The sequence below is a fragment of the Rhizobium sp. ZK1 genome, assembly GCF_047782645.1.
In the GTDB taxonomy this organism is placed as follows: Bacteria; Pseudomonadota; Alphaproteobacteria; order Rhizobiales; family Rhizobiaceae; genus Rhizobium.
This window is the reverse complement of the sequence record NZ_CP180587.1, coordinates 1,910,317-1,931,172: the sequence shown is the minus strand read 5'-3', so window position 1 is coordinate 1,931,172 and position 20,856 is coordinate 1,910,317. Positions and strand designations below refer to the sequence as shown.

Here is a 20,856-nt window from a genome sequence, read left to right as displayed (position 1 = left end):
TGTCGCGAACGATTTTCGCTCCTCATCGCTAAGAACTCCGCACGCCCCGCCTCATCGAAAATCAGCTCAGGGACAAGGCTAATTCTGTCCTTCTTCGCAATTTTTCATCGTTGATTTTGCGCGCGATTGACCGCAGTTTCGTGAAAAGGTCTGGCGCAAAGGCCGCCAGTCCCTGTCCCAAGGCGGTCAAGGCCTGAGCTTGCTTTTCGGGGTCGAGAGCCGTGATAGCGCGAAGGATATGATCCTCGAGTTGAGCGTCAAGTCTATGGCCCTTGTTCCTTACATGGTCTTCGAATTCGCTGCCGACCTTATCACCTGCTCCCTGCAACGTAAGTGTTGTTAAGCCGCGACGCAGACCCGCTAACAGGTCGGGGCGCGTTTCGATCAGCGGAACTATGCCATCGTCGATCACAGTTTGACGCTGTTCGGGAGACAAAGCACAAAGGGCGGGGGCAAAACCGGCCAGTGCATGCTGACGCTCCTGAGCAACCTGCAAGCTCGCGTTTGTATTGAAGAGGCGCTGAAGAAGATCGTGCGAAAGGGCAGCTGCGCCCACTGAAAACCGGCCCAGCAATCGCCCGTTCGCGCAACTTTCAAATATCGTGATCAAGTCTTCGTGTTGATCGGGAGAAAGCGCCCGAAGAACGGCGCCGAAATTAGCGAGAAGGCTCAGGCGAGTGTTTTCGTCCTGGATAGACTTCGCATGATCGATCAGGTCCTGGCGTTCAAGCGCCTGGAAGATTTCTATACGCTCGACGAACGGCTCGAGCGCTTGCACGCTCATTTTAGGGGGAAGTGCTTTGACCACAGCGAGGAGCCGGTCGCGCCTCTCCACAGAAAGCCACTCGAGGCCGACCGCGAAGCCTTTTGCTGCTAGCCAGCGCGCTCTCGCCGAACCGATTTTTTCGATCCCGGCGACCCATTCCTCGTGCCGGTCGGCAGAAAACGCCGGCAGTCCATATGCCAGGAATTCCAAGCCGGAGGGTAGATGCGGCGTCTTGTCAGCCTCCTTGATAAGCTCACTGCGAAGCTCCGGCGAAAGAGCCGCAAAATGCGGAGCAAACGTTCTGAGGCAGACGTCTTGATCATGTCTGTTCAGTTCATTCGGTTCTTTATTGGCCATTGTCTTTATGGCTGCGCATAGATCCAATTGCTGCTGAGGTGTCAGGCAGTCGCTTCGCCGGGCAAGGGTCTTGAGCAACTCAAGGTCGTCAAGATCCACGAGCCGCTCGGCAGCAGTTGGTGGGTCATCCGTCAAAAGCCCCTTGAAAAAGCGTGCTACGGCAGCCATCACGTTTTCCGAATGCGCCGCCATCAGACCTTGCCAGGCTTTCTGGGCGCCAATGGCTTGCAGCCGATCCGCGTTCCAATGTGGATCTGAGAGGATTTGCTGTCTTCGAGCGGAATTTACCTGGGACATGGTCAGCAGATCGATCGGATCTAGGTGCTTGTTGATTTCGAGAAACATCTCTGGCGGCAACTCCACCACCACCTCCATCCAACTCGTCTGCTCTTGTTTCCAAACCATTCCACAAACTCCCTTCTGGAACCGTGTGACTGTGACGGAATTGGCAAACCGGCATTGCCCGATCACCGACGCATGCTCGCTTGAAATTGAGGAATTGCCGGATCGCCGGTGCGGTGGGCCGAAAAGCCTTATGGACTTGCTCTGGCACCGCTTCTGGCAATGACTGCCTTGGAATTTGCAGATTTCATAAGAACATCGATTCTTCAGGCGTTGGTTGCAGGTGTAACATCACGAGGGTGACACCTGCGCGGACGTCGGCGGCCCGGGACATTTCCGTTGCTTGTCCGGAAACCAGGTGGGCGGCTCGTCCCCCTGCTGGCCGGCATCACGGCACGGAATATTGCGAATGGCTACGGTCTGTCCCGGCACGATCGGTACGCTGCCGGTGTACCTCGCCCGCATGGGTAGGAATTAATGTCGCTAAATCGAGTGGAATGCCCGGTAACTGCTTCATCGAGTCCCTTATCCAACAGTCCGCGGGTAGCACGAACAATATCGGCTCCTGCGGTGGATCCAGAACACTGCGCTCGGGAACCGACCTCGCCAGCCGGGAGACCTGCGCGAAGCTATGATCGCAATCCGGTGTTTGACTACAGCTACAACCGACTAATAGCGATCTGAAACATCCGTGATATCCGCTTCGGCAATTCTGGCTCCCCGAAAAGACCTACACTTCATTGGTGGCGTGCTCCCATGGCTGCGCGTCTACACGACACACGAAGAGCTTGATCATGATGGACATCGCCTTGTTTGGTCTCATTCCTCGTCCGTTGCGACTGCTCGGCCCCCTCGAGCGGTGTCGCTGGCATGAGACCGTTTCCCGGCAGCCGAGAGTTGTCATCATCGTGGAGGTATCCGGGAGGACAACCATCCAAGATTGGCAACGAGCGCTTGACGAAGTGCGGCGTTGTCACCCTTTGCTGGGTGTTGAGATCGCGCTCGACTATGAAGGGCGACCGGCATTCTTCGACCTGCCCAGGCGACCGTTTCCGCTGGAGGTGTCAGGTTGCGATGAAGAGGACTGGAAAGGAGCCATCTCGATCGAGCTGAAAGACAAGATTCGGCATTCCAGCCCGCTGGCGAGGGCCGTCCTTCTGCATGGCGCCGAAGCTTCGACTCTCATGCTCGTCGCGCACGCAGCGATTGCGGATGCAAGCGCACTTTCCAGGGTGATGAGCGATTTGCTGACGGTGATCGGTGGCGGGTCGATCGTAAGACAGTGTTTCCCGGCCGCGGTTGCGATCCCACGAGGGCGCGAAGGGAAGGCCACATCGCTAGCCGCCTTGTGTACGATGGCATGGAGCGAGCCGCATATCAACAGTGCCCGCTTGTCGCCGGCATTGACCGCTCGGCTTGACATGGTGGCGCACAGGCATGGGCTCAACCTCGGGGACCTCATGTCAGCGGCGCTGGTCAAATGCGCTCAGTTTCGAGCTGGTCGCCATGAAAGCGATATGAGGCGCGTCCTTGGTGAAATTCGTCTTTCTCGTCGCCAAGCTCCGTCCTGCTGCGTCGTTGAAAGCGCGCTTCATAAGAAAGACTACACCCTCGTCGACGAGACCGACGTGTTTACCCTGGCGCGGTCCCTAGCGTCAGATTTCTCCTGCGAGATGCGAAAGGAAGGCAGCAACCACGGGATATCCCCATCGGCGAGCGTGCCTGACAGTATTCCTTTAATGAGAGACGACGCATCTTCTGCGAGCGCTTCCCATCGACTGCGCTTGGGTCATCTCGGACATCAATTCGCTCAGTCTTATGGCGCAATTCGGGTAGACGCTGTTTGGGGGCCGTTGTCTATCGGGGAAAAAGACGCAGACCATACGATTGCGACAGGACAGGTGAATGGACGTGTCCACATACTGTATGCCGCGCGAAAGCCATTTGATCGTTTCCTGGAGCGCACCCAGCAGCTCCTGGAGCGGGCCGCGGACGAGGGGGCGACCGGGCACCCAACGGGGGATTTTCGGTAGGTCAGCGGGTTGTTTCTACGGCATCGACCTCCGGTGTATTACCGCTCGTTGCCTGTCTCCAGGCATGAAACGCCTTATCAATCGACCTGAGGTCGGCGCCTTACCTTCTATTCAACAACAACGAAACGGAGACGCAAATGAATGCGATTTCGAGAACGGATAATATGGATTGGCGAGCGACAGCCCTCGACATTCCGAAGAGGAGTAATACGTGAAAAAAATTGAAGTCATATTTCCACCGTCCAGGATATACGAATTGCGGGAGACGCTTTCCGAGCATTTCCACTTCGAGTTCATTGTCTCGGACGTCAAAGACATCGCGCCAAAGAACATCAGGGTCGTCAATTACAATGGCATCCAACATCAGACTGATGAAAAGGCGGCTTTCAAACTCGAACTGATCGCCAGCGACGAAGAGGCGAACAGTGTCACCGAGGCGCTCTCAATCGCACTTATTGGGTATGGAACGGACAGCAAGATATTGGTCACGAATATACGCGAGGTCGAAACGCGCTAAGGGTGCGCCTTGCGGTTTGGCATCGCTCGTGGATCTCGCCGCGGCTCCCAAGCAAGATACGCCATTATTGCAATACGGCCAGTAGGTTATGTCGCCTCGTCTCGGTTTGAAGTTTTCACGGGACCGCGTCGATGGTTGGGCCTGGCGAGGCGACAGGGCACCGACCGACGCTGGTCCGTACATTTCCTCCTCACCTGCGACACTTGCCGGGACAACGGCACTCTCCTATTCCCGGTCGCTGTTTGGTTCGGCGCAGGTTTGAGACGCGCTCGTCCAACCTGGAAAACTCTCGCATATCGCGGTGGGTGGCTGGGCCGCAGCCAGGACGCCTGGTTCCCTTCCGATCGGAAACCGCAATCGATAGCCGCGGCGACTTTTGATGCGTAGCAGCTCGAGGGACAAATCGAACGCTTCCGATTCGCTTTTGAAGACATGCACCATGCGCTGACCGCGACTGCCGATCCGCCCCCGCTGCGGATCTGTGACGTTTCGCCAAACAGAGTCGGCTCGATCGAAACCGCATAGTAGCGCGCCATGTTCTTCGATGCATCGATACGTTCGGCATAGAGATGATGGGACTGCGTGCTCATGCGGGCAGGATCGCAAAAACTGCTTCTCTGCGTCCAACGACATTTGTGAATCGATCACGGTCGACCGATTCGCGTTTTTGATGTCGTCGGATCAGTCTTGCGATCTTTGAAACAGTCCCTCGAACTCGGGATCGGCATAGTAGCGCAGCTTCGTTGCCGCGATCGGCCGCTGTCCAGCGATGAACATGAGCTCAACGCTTGCCGGCAGATTGCGCACTTCGTCCGGCGTGAGGAGAGGGCGGCCGACATGCTGCTCGGCGAAGGACAGACCGGACTTTTCGGAATCGAGCGCACGCGCCGCCGTGCTGAACACGACCGTCTCCTGGCCGAGCAGATCGGAGACCAGCCGCGCACTGTCATGGTCGTTGACACCGAACACCTGCAGCACGCCGGCATTCGAGAGGAACGTGCCGGCGCGCTGGCCATAGGTGGCGCGCAGTTGGTGAATGTCCTGGACGATCGGCCACAGCTGCACGCCGTATCCGGCCATCAGGCCCATGGCGCGTTCGATCGGCGCGAGATGTCCGAGGCTTGCGAACTCATCGAGAAGATAAAGAACAGGCGTCGCGAATCCTTGCGGCGAGGGTGGCGTGCGCGCCATCTCGGTCAGGATCTGGGCAACGAGCAGGCGGAGCCATCGGGAGTAGGCCGCAAGTCGGTCCGGTGGCAGAACAAGTAAGACGGTTGAAGTATTCGCCTTGAGATCAGCGAACCGGAAATCCGAGCGCGCCAGGACGTCGGTCATGCGTGGACTGTCGAGGAAATGCGTATGGCGCTGGGCCGCCGACAGCACGCCGCTCGCCTCGCGATCCGATTTCCCGAGATGCCGGTTGGCCGCCCGCGCAATCAGGCCGTTGACCGCCTCACTCGCCTGCATGTCGTCGAGGAGGCGACGAAACGCTTCCGGCGCCAGCGTCAGATAGTGACGGAGCATCGCATGGAGCAGCAATCCCGAAATCAGCGCCTTGGCCTCCTCGTTCCAATGGGCGTCACCCGAAAGACCCGGCTCGTCGAACACCAGCGCGTCGGGAAGCGTCGAGACGTCTTCAGCAACATCGATGTTCTCAGGATCGAAACCGTCCAGCGGATTGAAGGCTGCCGACGGCCCGCTGGCGACGCCGAACGGATCGCAGCCCGAGGACAACAGGCTTCGGCGACGGCGCTCGCCTCCCGCGGCACATAAGCCTTGGAACGCTCACGGCGACCGGGTTCACCAGCGCATGGCAATCGGCAATAGGCGACTTCCCTTCCTGTGTCCGCCGTCTCAGGACAAAGGACGCGAAGGCGTGGTGGTCGCGCGATTTTTTTCGGACGACGCGAGCGAGGCCGCGGCCACGCTCAAACATGTCTGGCGTCTTTCGACAGCGGGGTTCTGACCGTCAACGCAGTGCGTTGCGGATGATGACCATATCAGAAAATCATTGTGAGAAAACAACACCAAATGCCAGCCTAGCGACCGCACCAGCATGACGAGCCAGACGGACGCCTGCTGCATTTTGCCAAAATCCACGTTTTGTGAGTGTGAGTGATGACATTTCCGTTTACCGTCGACGCATTCAAGCCGATCAGCACGGATGCAATATCGAAGCTTGCGAAGAGCGACTCCAGCGACAGTGGCCCGAGCGACGAAACGCTTGCCGCAGCCGATGCGCGGATGCACGACGCTCTCTCGCTCGTCCGGGAGCAAGTATTATTTAACCAGCGCATTATGGATGACGCTCTCACAGAAAACCGCGCGGACGTCCAGGCGACCATCGAGGAAGCCAAAAGGTCACTGAAGTTCGATGACGCGGCTGATGTGCTGATAGCCAACCTTCGCGAATTGGCGAAGGCGGACGAGTTCCTGACCCTGCCTCATGCTGAACAGGTACAAGCTGACATCATTGCCTGGGCGACAAACAACGGCATGGCACTGGAGGAATACATCGATGAATGGATCTCCTTGGTTTCACTCTCCGACAGCCTGGCTGTCATGTGGCGTGCCGAAATAGAGTTGATCGAGACGGAAAGCTCAAACGCTATCGTCAAAGATCTTTTACGGATTGTCGACGGCATTGAAACCGTCACGAATCGCGCGAGAGTGTTCAAGTATAGTGGCTACGCCGACAGCATTAATGCCATTGCCGATGGCACATCGACGGCCGAAATAGAGGGCGTCACGAAGGACTATAATCGCCAGGTGGAAGACCTTCGGCGGCAAGTAGGGCTTGCTCGATCTCAAACCCGGCAAGCTGATTTGTTGCTGGAAAGCAGGGCTTTTTTGGAATTGCGAGACGTTGGGTCGCAAAAACTGCAAGATGAATTGAACATTCTCACGCAAAGAGCCAACCGCTGCAAGGCGGTTCTAAAGATCCTCCACGAGGATCATTTTATCAACACGGACCTCGACGCTGCACTCAAACACTTGAGACTGATCTTTGAAGCCTCTGCCTCCGAGTCTCGACTAGCGACCGGATTGTCGAAATACCTCGGTGAAAAGGTCGAGCACGAGGAAGTTGGCACCCTACTGTCTGATAGTGCGGAGCCAGCCCTTAAGAATTCAGCGCGAATGACGACCCTCGTCGACGAATTGTTCCCGCTCTCTGTTGAGAGATGGCTGACCTGGATCCAAGATCCGCAAAGCCAAAACGTCGGCGACGCTCAACTCCATACGCTTTATGAGGAAACATCCCGGATATATCTCGCCGCACGCAAGGGCCTTTTTGAGCTGAGCGAGGAGAACAAGGCGCTGCTCGCCCAAGCCGGAGAAATGAACCATTACAACGAAGTCATCACATTCGTGCAGGCGTCGGAAGAGTCGCGAAAACCCAAACAGGATACCCTTGAGAAAATGCTCGAGATCCTGGCCGGGTCGCGACTTCAAAACAGCGCCGATGCTGGCGCGTTGCACGAGACATCCGCTGCCGAAGCCATACCCACGGACAATCCATTCGAAAGCAGCACCTTCGAAAATTACAGGTTCGGGGGAAAGATATTCGATCTGGCAGACGAAGCACAACGCGACGATATCCGGTTGGGTCTGGTGCAACTGTTCGAGGAGATGGACGCATCAGCGACATCGAACATCAGTCTGCGCGGCGAGATGATCGAGCGCGAGAAGCGAATATATGGAGAGATACTGACGGAACTTTTCAACGCGCCGGATGGTACGATGCCTGGTTCCGCCTCACTGCGCACGACGTCTGACGAGCGCAAAAAGATCTTCACCACGGATTGGGCGCACTCGATGTTGGCATGGGAGCGTCAAAATGAATTGGTGGACGTCACAAGGCGCACCCTGGGCGATACGTATGCGGAATCCTTTCTGTCGAAAAGGAAGGATTGTTTGGAGAAGTCAAAAGTGGTGGCCGCGACACAAAGGGCGATCGCTATGGCCGACGGATTCATAGATGAAGATCCTCGTCGACCGAAAACCGTCTTCTTTCAATCGACACTCGCAAATTGCCGGGATGCCGTGAACAAGGCACAACCGAGGCACGGAGAGGATCAGCTACATGAGGGAATATTGCTTCAACGACGCGTCTATATGGCAGAAGCTACGTTATTGCTAGGAATGCTTGATGCCATGGCAAACGGATGGCCTGTCCCGCTGACCGACGTTGAAGCTGACAACTTCAGCGATCTTCGGAAGCGGCTGGTTCCCCGATTGACAGATCCTGAAGAGGCCTGGTTGGGAAATATCACCCGCGCGCGCATCGGTGAACTTGTTGATCACGAGGACACGCTCGGCTTGGCACATCAAGTTACCCTGCAATGATCGGCCTCCTTTCATGAACATGACGCGCAAAGGCCGAGAAGCGGTGGTTTGATGACGTGGCATAAAGAACAAGCGGCGAGGTGATTTCATTCGCGAAAGCGTCGCCTTGCGATCAAACCAGATCCGATCGTCGTTCGTTCCCATGCACTATATGGCAAGTCCGCCGCTGGTGCCCCGACAATACGCAGAGGGTGGTTGTATGGCGCGTTGCGATCATGCTGTGATCAGGTGGCAAAACGATCGGATAGACGGATCCGCCGCCCATTGCACCAGCGCCTGGACGACCCGAGGGCAATGTCAGGTTAGCCAGCGATGAACGCCATTGGCCGATAGTTGGCGGCCATGATCCAGCGCGTTGTCAGATACAAGCGTCATGGCCTGCCACCCCCTGTGATCGCCCATGCGCTCCGGCCCTGTTTTCGATTTGAACCTGTCTCGTTGAAGAGATACTGCCTGCGTGGGATTGTCGTTTCCTGGCAGGCGATCCGTGGTCGAAAGTCCGGACCGACGATGCCGGTCGTTTTCGTGCTCGACGAGATCGCCCAGACCCGCCGCAACACCAAAGCCGTACTACTGCCAGACGGGAGCGGCTGATACAACAATTTCGCCGGCATGCGCCCTTCAACACATCACAAGCGTCTTTTCGTGGAAACGCTTCGGGCCGACTGAAGGCGATCGCGCATCGGAAAGACCTGGCGGAGGCGGACATGACGGAAATGCATACCGATATACAAATATAGCGTAACGGCGCCAGAGCCATTCCCCCTATGGTCTTAGCATCTCGACAGGAACCGGATGGTGACAATTCATGCCCCCAAAAGGCCATAGCACTGACAATGCGGTAGCGAACCAAGGACGGAAATCGACGGAAGTAGTCGGTCCTCAGTCACGCGATGACCTGGAGATAATTGAAGAGGCAAGGTCGCCAAACGAAGCTCTCCTCAAAAACCTGCCGGTGCAAGCCCCCTTACTCGAGGGTGCCGCGACGGAAGAAAGCCACACGCCTCCGGAAAAAGACGCGAAAAATATCGATGTCTCGCATCTTGTCTGGCTGCGTCAAACAAATGGTGCGGCCTTTCCAAAGCTCCTGGAACAAGCAAAAGGCAGCCCTGACTTCACGAGAAAGATTCTTTCTGCGGTGAAGACGGCCACGCTGAGAGAACTCGATGTTCTCAACAACACGCCCAAGCCTCATCTGAGTTGGACAACCCTCTATAAGGAGGGAAGGTCTGCCGATACCATCCGCCAACGCATCAAGGACATGGACGCAACCATTGCTGGAGATGATGGCAGCGAGCAGGTCACGTTCAATGTTCTCGATGTGACCCGAGACGCGCTCATTAACCTTAAAGAGGAAATTGCTGCATACGCCGGCGGAGCCGAGGAAAATGAGCAGTTCCTGATAAATAAGCTCGACAGTAGCATCGAGAATGTACTTGATGCCATTGGCAGGACCGCCTACGATCGGCCAGCTCGGGATCGCGTCCTGACTTCGGGCGTTGCGATCATTTCGTCTGCGGCGCTGGTCGCCGTCCCGATGCTCTTCATATATTATTCGGTACCGGCGGCCTGGTATTTCCTTGCCAGTTTTATTGCGCCAACGGCTCGAACACTGGTTCAGCTCTATAGCTATGGCATGAACGGGGGCACGTCCGGCACTCAATATTGGAACCTCACGCATGAGCGATTGCTCACGTGGGCAATGCCCTCGATTTTATTTGCAAAACCTGTGTTTGACGCTGCCCGCGCAAGCGACAATCCAGACGATCCAGGCCTTCGGGCGGCAGCCGAAAAGTCCCATAAGGACACTGCCGAGGTGGCGTTCACGATCGCAATGGGGGCGCTCCAATTCGGCATTCTGTTCCTGAGCAACGAGTCCTTGCGGAACTCCACGACCGGGATGGCAAAGCGCGTGCTTGGCGTGGGTCAGCAGGCTCAGGACCTGCAGATCGAACTTGCCCGACGCGACGGGGAAAATGGGTCGCAGACCGTCACAGATGCCTATGAGCTGGCAAATGACCTCGTCAGGATACTCCAAGACTTCGGTGCTGACCTAAACAAAGGCGGTCATAGTCCTAATTCGGAGAACGCAATATTCGCCGAATTGGATCGAATGGTCGGGCAAATGCGGCAGGTTGCCGAGAAGGCGCTGGTGGATCTGCCGGTGAGTGCGGCCGTCGCCCCGCCCTCCAAGGATACGTCCAGTAAGAAATCGGCATTTGCGACTTACACAGCGTTAAACTTGCTTCTCGGTGGAATATCTGTCGCCTCCGTCTCCAAGACGCCGGCTTTGGTGCCTGATTATGTTGCGTACTACGGTTTCGTAGAATGGCTTCTCACACAGCAGACTTTTTTTAATGAGGCGTCTCCGGCAACTGAGCTGGACCGGCTGTTCGGAAGCTATTTGGGTGGAACAGTCCTCGGGACGCCTATCGCACTGGCAAATTTGCTGTCGATCTTCCTCTCGCCCTCGCGTATCGGCCTTTTCGATGTCGCTCAGGAAGATGGCTACACGTCAAAAAACGCGATGGACCCCATGATTAAACGGCCAGCGCCATCTCGTCTCGAACCCAATGATAGCTGGCACTATGGGAACGGATTGGGCCAATTCATTGGGGCAACCGCTTTTAATCTGGTGACAACGCTCATGATGTCTGGCGAAATAGGTCGCTGGATAGCCGATTTCGCATCTTCGCGGGCAAAAAATGCTGCGACGACAGATGTGGAGGCAGCGTATGTCGATGATATATACCGTGAGGCGGCAAAGCTCGCTCGGCAAAGACAAACGGCGGATCAAGCTGGCATCGCCTCGATCGAGGAAGTTCCAGACAAACTGAAGACGGCGTGAGATGACGAGGTATGCCATGATCCTCCGCCGTGGACTTGGCCTGGTGTAAATCTTTGCTGACAGCTGCGCCCTTGGTGAAGAGCCCGATAAAAGTGTCGATGCGACCTCCGAACTGGCGGCCAATGTTGCAGGCAATCATCGGCACCTTGGAAGAGGGAGCAGGTCGCTTACAAAGAAAACGGCAGCGTATCGCGCGATGGATCGGCTTGGCGCATCGATCGGCCTCGATCATGGCAAAAATCCCGTCATCGGTCACTCCACATCGACTCGTAATCAGCTCCTCGGGGTGAGGGAAGTGCCTACGGTTCCCGGGTGCTCCCTCGACATCCGACGTTGCCAGACGATGCCGAATGTTATCGCAGGCTTTTGCGGAGGCGATGCGCTCCGGAGCTTGAGGGATCGCCACACGCGATCCTCAAGATTTAGCCGACAGGCTTGCTGACCTATGCGTTTCGAGCCGGCCCCACACCCGACCGCATCCACCAAGATCCTGGCGGCCGGGAAGTGTTTTTGAATGACCATTTCGGTGCATTGGCGTCCCGAGGCACCGAAGCCGTTCATGGCACTGGCCTGAACGCGCCTTTCCAAAGAACGCTGCGGCAGAGCAGTAACCTATCCTCTTTCATGCGACTGGCCTGTATCGCGCAACTGCCGTCGCGATCGATGAAGGCGGCAGAGGCGAGCCGAGTTTGGACACAGCTTTGCTCCCCCGGACATCGCCAGGTGGATAGCATCGATACCAAGTTTGCATGACCAAATCCGCCAAGCTCGTGCAAAATTACTTTCTGTCAAATGAATAGCGACGTTCAAGGTGTTCTATGTCTCTTTACAACAAGGTGATCTGGTCCGAGGGCCTGTTCCTCAAACCGCAGCACCTTCAGCAAAGTGACCGATACCTCGAAAAGCTCATCGTCGACCGGTGGGCGGGCACTCAGAACTACGGCTGGGGGCTGACAGAACTCACGATCAATCGCGACCTGCTCAAGCTCGGGCGCATCGCCATCATCTCGGCGTCTGGTGTCATGGAGGATGGCACGCCGTTCTCGATTCCCGGCGAAGCCGATCACCCTTTGCCGTTCGAGCCGCAGCCTGGCCTTCGCAACGCACTGATCTACCTGGCAATCCCTCTGTATCAGCCGGGCGTCGCTGAGGCGGCAGAGCCGACCTCCAGCGAGCTTCCCGTGCGCTATGCCACCAGTGAGCAGGATGTGCTCAACAGCCTCGTCGGGGAGCGGGAATCGGCGATCATCGAGGTCGGGCGCCTCAAGTTTCATATTCTTCCGGAGGGGGCCGACCTTGCGGGTTTCAGCTGCATCCCCATTACTTATCTCGTTGAAACGCGCTCGGATCGGCAGGTCGTCCTGGGGGAAGACCATGTGCCGCCCATGCTCGATTGCAACGCCCATTCCGCCCTTTCGAACTGCATCACCGAGATACATGGCATGCTCCATCATCGCGGCGAAGCACTCGCCGGACGCGTTGCGCAGTCGGGCGGGCGCTCGGTAGCCGATATTGCGGATTACCTCCTTTTGATGCTGGTCAATCGCTACGAGCCGGTCTTCAAGCATTTCGCGTCAGCCGCGCTCCTTCACCCCGAACGCCTCTACCGCGAGATGCTCGCGCTGGCCGGAGAGCTTTCGACCTATTCACGGGCGGATAAGCGCCCGCCAGCCTTCGGCGTTTACCGGCATGAAGACCTGGCGCAGACATATCGGCCCGTCATCCAGTCAATACGCGATTCCCTGCGGACGGTCCTGGAACAGACTGCGATCCAGCTTGCGCTGAAGCAGCACAAATATGGCGTCCAAGTTGCCGAAGCGGCGGACCGAAGCTTGTTTTCCAGCGCGACATTTGTCCTCGCCGTACGTGCGGATATCGATATGGAGCGGCTGCGCCGCGCCTTTCCTTCTCACATCAAGATCGGTCCCGCGTCCAAGATCAAGGACCTTGTCAACGTGGCGATCCCCGGCATCCTGATCAACGCCTTGCCCGTCGCCCCCCGCCAGATCCCCTTCCATGTCGGCGTCGTCTACTTCGAAATCGATCGGCAAGGACCCTACTGGAAAGAGGTTGGCCAGTTGGGTTCATTGGCCATGCACGTTTCCGGGGACTTCCCAAACCTTGAAATGGCCCTTTGGGCCATCCGCGGCGACTAGGCCATCATCATGTATGGATTGCGTATTGAATATCAGGGCGGCGGCTCCTGTGACTTGCCGGCGAACGGCTGGGCCGAGCTCACCCGTAAACTGACGATCGGGCGGGGCGGGGACAATTCCGTCGTGCTGCAGGATGCCACGGGTACCATATCGAAGCATCACTGCACGATCACCGCGGTTGATGGAAAATGTGTTGTGGTCGATCACAGCCGCAATGGCACCTTTGTCAACGCCAGCCGTCAGGCTCTCGACAGGGAAAGCGCCGTCGCCCTGGAGGCGGGTGACGTCCTGCAGATCGGCGCCTATGCGCTGACGGTCGTGGCGATGTCTGAACCCGAAGGGCCTGAGGTTGGCGATCGCCTGGAAATTTCAGAGCTTAACGTGGAGCCTTTGAGCGAGCAGAGCCTCCTCGGGGCTGTCATGCGGCCGCGCTCCGACGCCCTGCGACCGTTCGGCGCGCAAATGCCTGCGGCATTCTTCGAGCCGGCGATAGGCATTGCCCCAGCGACGTTCGGAGATATGTCCATCACCTCGGAAGATTCGCTGATGCTTTCGCCGGTCGATCGGCACACCGGCATTTTCTCGATTGCAAACCGGGAGCCGGCGGAGGCTGTCGGCATGGCCTATGTTCAGCCGCGGTTGAGCACGGAGCCTATCCCCGACGACTGGGATCTAATGGCCGATCTGGGGCGCACCTCGGTGACACTCGATCACAACCCAGCGAGGACGATCGCGACTGGTGAGGGCGCGGAGGGAAGCGATGGCGAGACCCTCTCGGTGCCGCCGGTTGCAAAACCACCTGACCCGGACGTGGCGGCGGCGGTGGCCGCATTCTTCCAGGGCTGCGGCGTGGACGACCATGAGATCGACCCGCGGGACTTTGCAGCAATCCTCAGGCGCGCCGGCCAGGCGCTGCGAGTGACGGTGTTGAACCTCCAGAGGGTCTTTGCGCACGAAGAACCAGCCAGCCTGTCGCAGATCCTGGACCGGCCCCAGGCCAACCCTTTAGCGCTGGAGGCGGATCCCGGCGATGTCCTTCTGTCCCTCCTTGCAACGAGCCTGGCGGGCTTGCCGGGCGCCGATGACGTGATCGAACGGGCCTTCGGCGAGATGAGGCGAAAGCGAATTTCATCCGAGGTCGAAGCGCGCCATTCGATGCGCCGCATGTTGGAACGTCTTGCGCCTGCCACGATCGAGAAAAACGAGCATGCAGATGACCTCATCCATCGACACCTGTCCGTGCTCCAGCATGCGAGGTGTTGGCGCCGCTACCAGGCAAGCTACCGAGAAGTGATAAGCGACATCGAGGCGCGCGCCACCGGGCGCAAAGAGCCCCCGCCTCATGCATCCGGAGAACCTTCGGGACCAAAAAGTCAGCCGCGCGGCACTGATGCCTGAGCGCCGGCGCAAACCATGGAATGACGAGCGATGTCAGAAGAAAAAGCTGTCGCGTTGCAGAGCCCCGCCGACGAGACAATAGTGCTACCCTTGGGGGCGAGCTATGCGCTGAAGGATGCTGCCGTGACCGGCGGCAGGAAAAGAACGCTGAACGCCGACCGCTCCATGTCGCTGGATAGCATGTGGCGCATGATGACCTCCGGCCGGGCATGCCCGCTGGTTGCCGCCGCCTCGCCGCTCCTTGACCTGTGCGCGAGCCTGACGGCAGCATCCACGCATGACGATGTCGAGCAATTACGTCTGCACGTCCTGCGCGAAATCAGCCGGTTCGAAATTCGGGTTGCACCGCTGCAACTGACCGCGAATATTTCAAGGGTCAGCAAATACGTGCTGTGCGCGACCATGGACGACCTGGTTCTCAACACGACGTGGGGAAGCCGCAGCATCTGGACCAAGCGCAGCCTTGTGGCCACAGTATTCAGCGAAACTTGGGGCGGCGACCGGTTCTTCGATATCCTGGCGCAGCTGAAGAAAGAGCCTCACATCAACGTCGATGTTCTCGAGTTGATGTATTACTGCATCTGTCTCGGATTCGAGGGCCGCTACCGCGTCGCCGAACGCGGCACCTCCGAGCTTGCCAGTGTCAGAGATGAACTGTATCGGTTGCTGCGCACTGTTCGCGGAAAGGTTGAGAACGATATCTCGCCGCACTGGCAGGGCATTGCCAGCATGAAAGCTCGCTCGCCGTTCTTGTCGCCGCTGCTCGTCACCGTCGTGTTATTGCTGGCCCTTGCCGGGCTCTACGCCGCCCTGTCGATCTCATTGGCAAATCGCAAGGTTATGGTCGTGGGCAGCCTGTTGAGCCTGCCGCCATCGTCTGGCGTGACGATCTCTCGCGCCGCGCCTGCGCCCCCCGAGCGCGTGGTCGTCCTGCAGGCTGATCGTCTCAGGCGCTTTCTTGAGCGAGAGATTGAGCAGGGCCTCGTCGCGGTCAAGGAAGATGCCCAAACAATAACGGTGCTCATCCGTGGCAAGGGCATGTTCGAATCGGCGAGCGAGACCGTCATCGCAGATTTCAATCCGCTCCTCGTCAGGATCGGCGAGGCGCTGAACGACCAACCGGGCGACGTCGTCGTGGCCGGCCATACCGATAATACGCCAATCCGCAGCCAGAAGTTTCCTTCGAACGTCGAACTATCCATGGCAAGGGCAAACACCGTGGCCGCCATCATGGCGTCCCGGATGAAAGAACCTGCACGCCTGAAAAAAGAGGGGCGGGGCGACAAGGAACCGATCGCCAGGAACGATTCTGTCGAGGGGCGGCAGATGAACCGACGCATTGAACTCATCGTAACCAAGGAGACGGCGAAGTGAGCCGCATCATTCAAACCCTTACAGGCTCGCCGCGTGTCGTCATCCTCGTGGTGCTTGGTCTGTTGGCAGCGGCTGCGGCGGCCACCATGCTCCTTCCTGTGCCCTTCGACACGATCAGGGCCAATGGTGAAACGGTCGCCAGCTCCTGGACGATCGTCGCAACCGCGCTCGGACTGCCGAGCGCAGCCTTCATCCTTCTCATGTTCCGCGACCGTTTTAGCTCGTTGTTCTTTGAATTCCTCTACAGGATCACCGATACGATCGGCGGCAGCTGGCGCGAACCGCGGCGCGCAGATCGCAACAACTCTGAGAGCGAAGACAGCATGGCGCGCTCGCGGCGCCAGGGGATGCAGTCACTGGCGTCCTCCTTCAAAGACGCCACCAGTGTTTTAAAAAAGCGACGTATGACTGGTCGCTTCAGCCAAAAGTGGCTCTACCAACTACCGTGGTATTTGGTCATCGGCGCATCCGGATCCGGCAAGACGACGGTGATCGACAATTCCGGGCTGTCGTTTCCCCTTGCTGGCAAGCGCGCACGTGGCATCGGTGGCAGCGCTTCCAAGCAAGATCTGAACTGGTATTTCACCGACGAGGCGGTGCTGCTGGACAGTGCTGGACATATCACGGCAGAAGACGATCCCCAAGGCGGCCATGGCAAATGGTTCACGCTGCTGCGCCTTCTCAAGCGCTACCGAGGCCGACTACCACTGAACGGCCTGATCGTGGCGATCGCCATTGACGACTTGGTCTCCTCGTCAGTTGAGGCACGTCTTCGCAGCGCCGCGACGGTGCGCAAACGCGTAAGCGAGCTCTATCAGCGGCTGGGACTGAGAGTGCCTATCTATGTCCTGTTCACCAAATCCGATCTTCTCGCAGGTTTTTCCGAATATTTCGATGACCTCGACAAGGAGGGCCGCGACGCAGTTTTCGGCATTACCTTCCGGCCGACCGTGTCAAACCAATTGGGAGACCCGGGTGAAGGCGCGGGCGAGGTCGACATGTTCACCATGGAGTACGATCTCCTCGTCCAGCGGTTGGAGGAGCGCCTTCTGACACGCCTGCAATTTGAAACCGATATCCAGCGTCGCGCCCGCGCCTTCAGCTTGCCCCAGCAGCTACTGAGCCTCAAAGAGGCACTGAGCGACTTTCTCTACGACGCATTCGCCCCGAATACGTTCGACGAACCGGTCATCCTGCGCGGCACATATTTTGTGAGTGGAACGCGCAATGGCGATCCGCTCGATGCTGTCGGCGATGCGGTGGCACGAACGTTCCAGCTCAAGCCGGGCGCGCGCGCGCCGGTGCAACGCCTCAACTCGGGATATTTCGTTAACGGCCTCCTTCGGAAGGTCATCTTCCTGGAATCCTGGTTGGTCGAAAAGGACGGACATCTTGAGCGCCGCGTGCGCCGTCGGCATGTCGCGGCCATCTCACTCATCACCGCAGCGGCGCTCGCGCTTGGCGCGCTCACCTATCGCGACTATTTGCGCCAGGAGGCACTGGCCGCCAGGGCGAGCACCGTCATTGCTGATTTCGAGGCAAAGGCGAGTGCCCTGAGACTCAATAGTGTGGCGTCAGGGGATCTGCGAGCGGTCGCCCCACTGCTTGATGGTTTGAGGGACCTCAGGACCGAGATCGACAACACACCGCGTTTATGGACTCTTGTCGAACCCGTCTTCCTCGGCCGGATGCTCACGCTTGAAGGCGAGACGGATCAGGCTTATCGCCGGGCTCTCAACACCATTTTGCTGCCGCGGCTCCTGTATCGCCTCGAAGGTCAGCTTGCTGGGCGAACAAATGAACCCGCCTTTCTTTATCCCGGCCTGCACGTCTACCTGATGCTCGGTGGAGATGGGACGTTTGCGCCCGAGGCAATCAGGGAATGGATGGTCCTCGACTGGTCGTCGCAATATAACCGGCCCGCGGACGAGGCGTTACGGACAGCTCTTGCAGCCCATCTCGATACGATGATGGAAGGCAAGCTCGACCGGATCGGACTGGATCCTTCCCTGATCGAACGGACCAGGACCGCGCTTCGTAAAACATCCGTCGCCCAGAGAGTGTTCAACGGGGTCCTGAACAGCCGCGAGGCCCGGGCTCTACCCTCGTTTGATATCGCCATGCATGCGGGGCCTTCGGCGGGAGAAATCATGCAGATGAGATCCGGCGAGCCTTTGTCGTCTTCCATACCTGGGCTTTTTACCCGCGACGGTTTCTTCAAGGTCTATCTCCCGCTTCTGGACCGCGAAACCGATCTCGCAATCAAGCGCAACTGGATCCTGACGGATGCCAAGCAGAGACAGCCCGTCGCGGTGCCCGCCATGATCGAACAGGTCAAGTCAGACGCGATGGGGATCTACCTGCAGGAATTTTCTTTCAAGTGGGATCAGTTGATCAACGACATTTCCGTCAAGCCGATACTGACCCTCGACGATTCGCTCAGGACGCTGAACATTCTTGCTGCGCCGACATCGCCCATTCGGCTTCTTGTCGCCGCCGTCGCGCAACAGACATCGCTGGCCCCTCCGCAGCCGCCCGAGCGGGAAATTCCGCCGGACTCCAACCGAGTGGTGGGCCCGGCGAACATCGAAACCCTGTTTCCGGTGACGGAGCCAACCAATAGCCCGCAGGACATTGCGGCGAGACACACGGCGCAGCACTTCCGTTATCTTCAGCAGTTGGTTCGCATTCCCGACAATAGCGGTCCCAATGCGGAAGCGCCGATCGATGGCGCCATTGCAGAGCTCGGCGGACTGTACCGCGCCCTGACCGCAATCCCACAGACCGCATCATCGCCATTTGACAGGTCACTGCCCAACGCGCTTGCGCTGCAACGCGTGCCTGCCGCCACGGCCAATCTTCCCGAGCCGATCCGGCAATGGTTTTCGAAGGTCCTGAAGGAAAGTTCGAGCCTTTCGATTGGCGATGCGAAGAGCAAGCTAGCGGATCTGTGGCACGCGGGGCCGGGGAAATTCTGCACGACCGCCACGACCCAACGCTACCCGTTCGTCAAGAACGCCACCCAGGACATTCCTCTTGCCGATTTCGCCCGGCTCTTTGCGCGTCAAGGCGTCACCGACGAGTTTTTCAGCAAGAACATCGTGCCTTTCATGAATGCGACGCGCACAAAGGAAAGCGCCGCCGTGGGTATCGAGCAGGCCGCGCTGAAGCAGTTCGAGAAAGCGGCCGTCATCCGCGAGGCGATGTTCCAGAAGAGCGACACGCAGCCGGCGCTCGATTTTCAGCTGTCGGTCGAGGCGATGAGCGCGACCATTTCCAACATCGCTCTCGACATTGACGGTCAGCGCCTGCTGGCAGCACCACGAGATACGGCGCGAATGAGGGTCACGTGGCCAGCCGAAGAGCCGAAAAACCTTGCAACCCTGACGGTTTTTCCCGCCGACGGGTCACAGCCCGTCCAGTTCAGGGCAACCGGCACCTGGGCTCTGTTTCGATTGATAGGCATGTCGACGATCAGCAGACAAGCCCGTTCAGGGGAGCTTGTCGCGACCTTTAAGAGCCACGGATACGAGGTCGTATTCACCATGGTGGCAGATCGTACCGACACACCTCTCAACGGCGCCCTGCTATCCGAGTTTCGCTGCCCGGAGACGTTTTGAGAATGTTTTATAAGTCCAGGGATCGTTCCGAGGACGCCGGCTGCATCGGCAAGGCTCGCTGCAATGCGACTCACATCACCAAACCGGCGACGGTGCGGGCGGCCTCATCGGCGGCGACCCACTGCGGCTTGCGTCGCAGAAACAACCAAGATGCCATCCTCGACCGTCCGGATATAGACCTATGGGCCGTTGCCGATGGTGTCGGCGGCTTCGGAGGCGGGGAGAAAGCAAGCCGCACCGTCATCGAGGTTCTTGAACGCTTCGAGCCGAGCGAGGACTATGGCGACGACATTGCGAAACTTCTTGTGACGGCAAACCGCGAGTTACGCCTTCAGGCGGTCGTAGACGGAACCGGAACAATAGCAAGCACAGTCGTCGCGCTCGTCACAAACCGGTCGCAGCAGAGGTTCACTTGCCTTTGGGTCGGGGACAGTCGCCTCTACCGCCTCAGGGGGCGCGATCTCTTGCAGATCACCGAGGATCACACCCCTCTGCAGGAAATCGGCCTAGGTGCCAAACTTTCCAACCCCAAACTTCAAAATGCCTTGAGCAGGGCCATTGGCAGCGAGGAGGCGCTCGACGTCGGACGCGTCGATGGCGCAATCGAACCCGGCGACATCTTTCTTTTGTGTACCGATGGCCTGAGCAAGCCAGTCAACGCACGACAGATAAGCTTGCTTCTTTCGACCGGCACGACAGCCCTCGCAGCGCAAGATCTGGTCGACGCCGCTCTGGCGGCCGGTGGTCCGGACAATGTCAGTGTGATCGTCGTTTCCTTTCCAAACGCCGCGCGTGGCGCAGGAAGGTGGCGCTGGACACGCAAGATCGGGAAGAAACGGCCCTTTCTGAAGCCGAAAAGCGTCCGAAGAAGGGTCATTGCGCTGTGCCTGCTTGTCCTCGTCGCCCTCGCTGCCATCGCAACACAACGACCAGCGCTTTCCTTCGCCCAAGCCGAGAAGGCACTCGCCGAAACGGCGTACCGATGGCTCAGAGCAGCGCTCACGACGAGGGTACCCGGCGATGGACAGCATTGAAAGTCAAATCCGACAGATAGTCCGGTCGCTCGAGGCGAGGCTCGTGTCATCGACCGACCAAGGC

At 58.3% G+C, this 20,856-nt stretch carries 11 protein-coding genes and 2 pseudogenes; 10 read left to right on the top strand and 3 right to left on the bottom strand.

Annotation, left to right across the window (positions count from 1 at the left end):
* Positions 1-61: 61 nt before the first annotated feature.
* Entirely contained in the window at positions 62-1,528 is a 1,467-nt protein-coding gene (locus ACK9YZ_RS31470) for an F-box protein (protein ID WP_416067399.1), read from the bottom strand.
* Positions 1,529-2,259: 731 nt separating this feature from the next.
* Here ACK9YZ_RS31470 and ACK9YZ_RS31465 point away from each other — a divergent pair.
* Complete coding sequence (locus ACK9YZ_RS31465; RefSeq protein WP_416067398.1) at positions 2,260-3,498, top strand: hypothetical protein; 1,239 nt, start codon at positions 2,260-2,262, stop codon at positions 3,496-3,498.
* 211 nt (positions 3,499-3,709) lie between these two features.
* Complete coding sequence (locus ACK9YZ_RS31460) at positions 3,710-4,015, top strand: hypothetical protein (RefSeq protein WP_416067397.1); 306 nt, start codon at positions 3,710-3,712, stop codon at positions 4,013-4,015.
* Positions 4,016-4,375: 360 nt separating this feature from the next.
* Here ACK9YZ_RS31460 and ACK9YZ_RS31455 read toward each other — a convergent pair.
* Together ACK9YZ_RS31455 and ACK9YZ_RS31450 are read right to left on the bottom strand one after the other, a co-directional pair.
* Positions 4,376-4,605: pseudogene (locus ACK9YZ_RS31455) on the bottom strand (WGR domain-containing protein); the annotation flags it as partial.
* Positions 4,606-4,696: 91 nt separating this feature from the next.
* A pseudogene (locus tag ACK9YZ_RS31450) lies at positions 4,697-5,734 on the bottom strand (type IV secretory system conjugative DNA transfer family protein); the annotation flags it as partial.
* Between the two features lie 399 nt (positions 5,735-6,133).
* Between ACK9YZ_RS31450 and ACK9YZ_RS31445 the strand changes: the two are divergent.
* The 8 genes from ACK9YZ_RS31445 to ACK9YZ_RS31410 all read left to right on the top strand — a co-directional run bounded on the left by ACK9YZ_RS31445 (position 6,134) and on the right by ACK9YZ_RS31410 (position 20,792).
* On the top strand, positions 6,134-8,362 hold the full coding sequence (locus tag ACK9YZ_RS31445; protein ID WP_416067396.1) for a hypothetical protein: 2,229 nt from the start codon (positions 6,134-6,136) through the stop codon (positions 8,360-8,362).
* Between the two features lie 438 nt (positions 8,363-8,800).
* The gene (locus tag ACK9YZ_RS31440; RefSeq protein ID WP_416067395.1) at positions 8,801-8,956 is read left to right on the top strand and encodes a hypothetical protein; all 156 of its coding nucleotides are present in this window, start codon (positions 8,801-8,803) and stop codon (positions 8,954-8,956) included.
* Between the two features lie 214 nt (positions 8,957-9,170).
* A complete protein-coding gene (locus tag ACK9YZ_RS31435; RefSeq protein WP_416067394.1) occupies positions 9,171-11,210 on the top strand; it encodes a hypothetical protein in 2,040 nt (679 codons plus the stop codon).
* Between the two features lie 818 nt (positions 11,211-12,028).
* Entirely contained in the window at positions 12,029-13,366 is a 1,338-nt protein-coding gene (gene tssK, locus ACK9YZ_RS31430; RefSeq protein ID WP_416067393.1) for a type VI secretion system baseplate subunit TssK, read from the top strand.
* A 9-nt stretch (positions 13,367-13,375) separates the two neighbouring features.
* Positions 13,376-14,764 (top strand): type VI secretion system-associated FHA domain protein TagH, encoded by a 1,389-nt coding sequence (gene tagH, locus ACK9YZ_RS31425; RefSeq protein ID WP_416067392.1) that lies wholly within the window; start codon positions 13,376-13,378, stop codon positions 14,762-14,764.
* A 30-nt stretch (positions 14,765-14,794) separates the two neighbouring features.
* The gene (gene icmH / locus ACK9YZ_RS31420) at positions 14,795-16,138 is read left to right on the top strand and encodes a type IVB secretion system protein IcmH/DotU (protein WP_416067391.1); all 1,344 of its coding nucleotides are present in this window, start codon (positions 14,795-14,797) and stop codon (positions 16,136-16,138) included.
* Positions 16,135-19,758 (top strand): type VI secretion system membrane subunit TssM, encoded by a 3,624-nt coding sequence (gene tssM / locus ACK9YZ_RS31415; protein WP_416067390.1) that lies wholly within the window; start codon positions 16,135-16,137, stop codon positions 19,756-19,758. Before icmH ends, tssM begins: the two co-directional genes overlap by 4 nt.
* Positions 19,759-19,760: 2 nt before the next feature.
* Positions 19,761-20,792, top strand: coding sequence for a PP2C family protein-serine/threonine phosphatase (locus ACK9YZ_RS31410; RefSeq protein WP_416067389.1), 1,032 nt, complete (start codon positions 19,761-19,763; stop codon positions 20,790-20,792).
* Positions 20,793-20,856: the final 64 nt, after the last annotated feature.

Excerpts from the sequence above, each read along its gene's own strand:
- ACK9YZ_RS31470 (WP_416067399.1), bottom strand. The coding sequence starts at position 1,528 with ATGGTTTGGAAACAAGAGCAGACGAGTTGGATGGAGGTGGTGGTGGAG.
- ACK9YZ_RS31465 (WP_416067398.1), top strand. The coding sequence starts at position 2,260 with ATGATGGACATCGCCTTGTTTGGTCTCATTCCTCGTCCGTTGCGACTG.
- ACK9YZ_RS31445 (WP_416067396.1), top strand. The coding sequence starts at position 6,134 with ATGACATTTCCGTTTACCGTCGACGCATTCAAGCCGATCAGCACGGAT.
- ACK9YZ_RS31435 (WP_416067394.1), top strand. The coding sequence starts at position 9,171 with ATGCCCCCAAAAGGCCATAGCACTGACAATGCGGTAGCGAACCAAGGA.
- tssK (WP_416067393.1), top strand. The coding sequence starts at position 12,029 with ATGTCTCTTTACAACAAGGTGATCTGGTCCGAGGGCCTGTTCCTCAAA.
- tagH (WP_416067392.1), top strand. The coding sequence starts at position 13,376 with ATGTATGGATTGCGTATTGAATATCAGGGCGGCGGCTCCTGTGACTTG.
- icmH (WP_416067391.1), top strand. The coding sequence starts at position 14,795 with ATGTCAGAAGAAAAAGCTGTCGCGTTGCAGAGCCCCGCCGACGAGACA.
- ACK9YZ_RS31410 (WP_416067389.1), top strand. The coding sequence starts at position 19,761 with ATGTTTTATAAGTCCAGGGATCGTTCCGAGGACGCCGGCTGCATCGGC.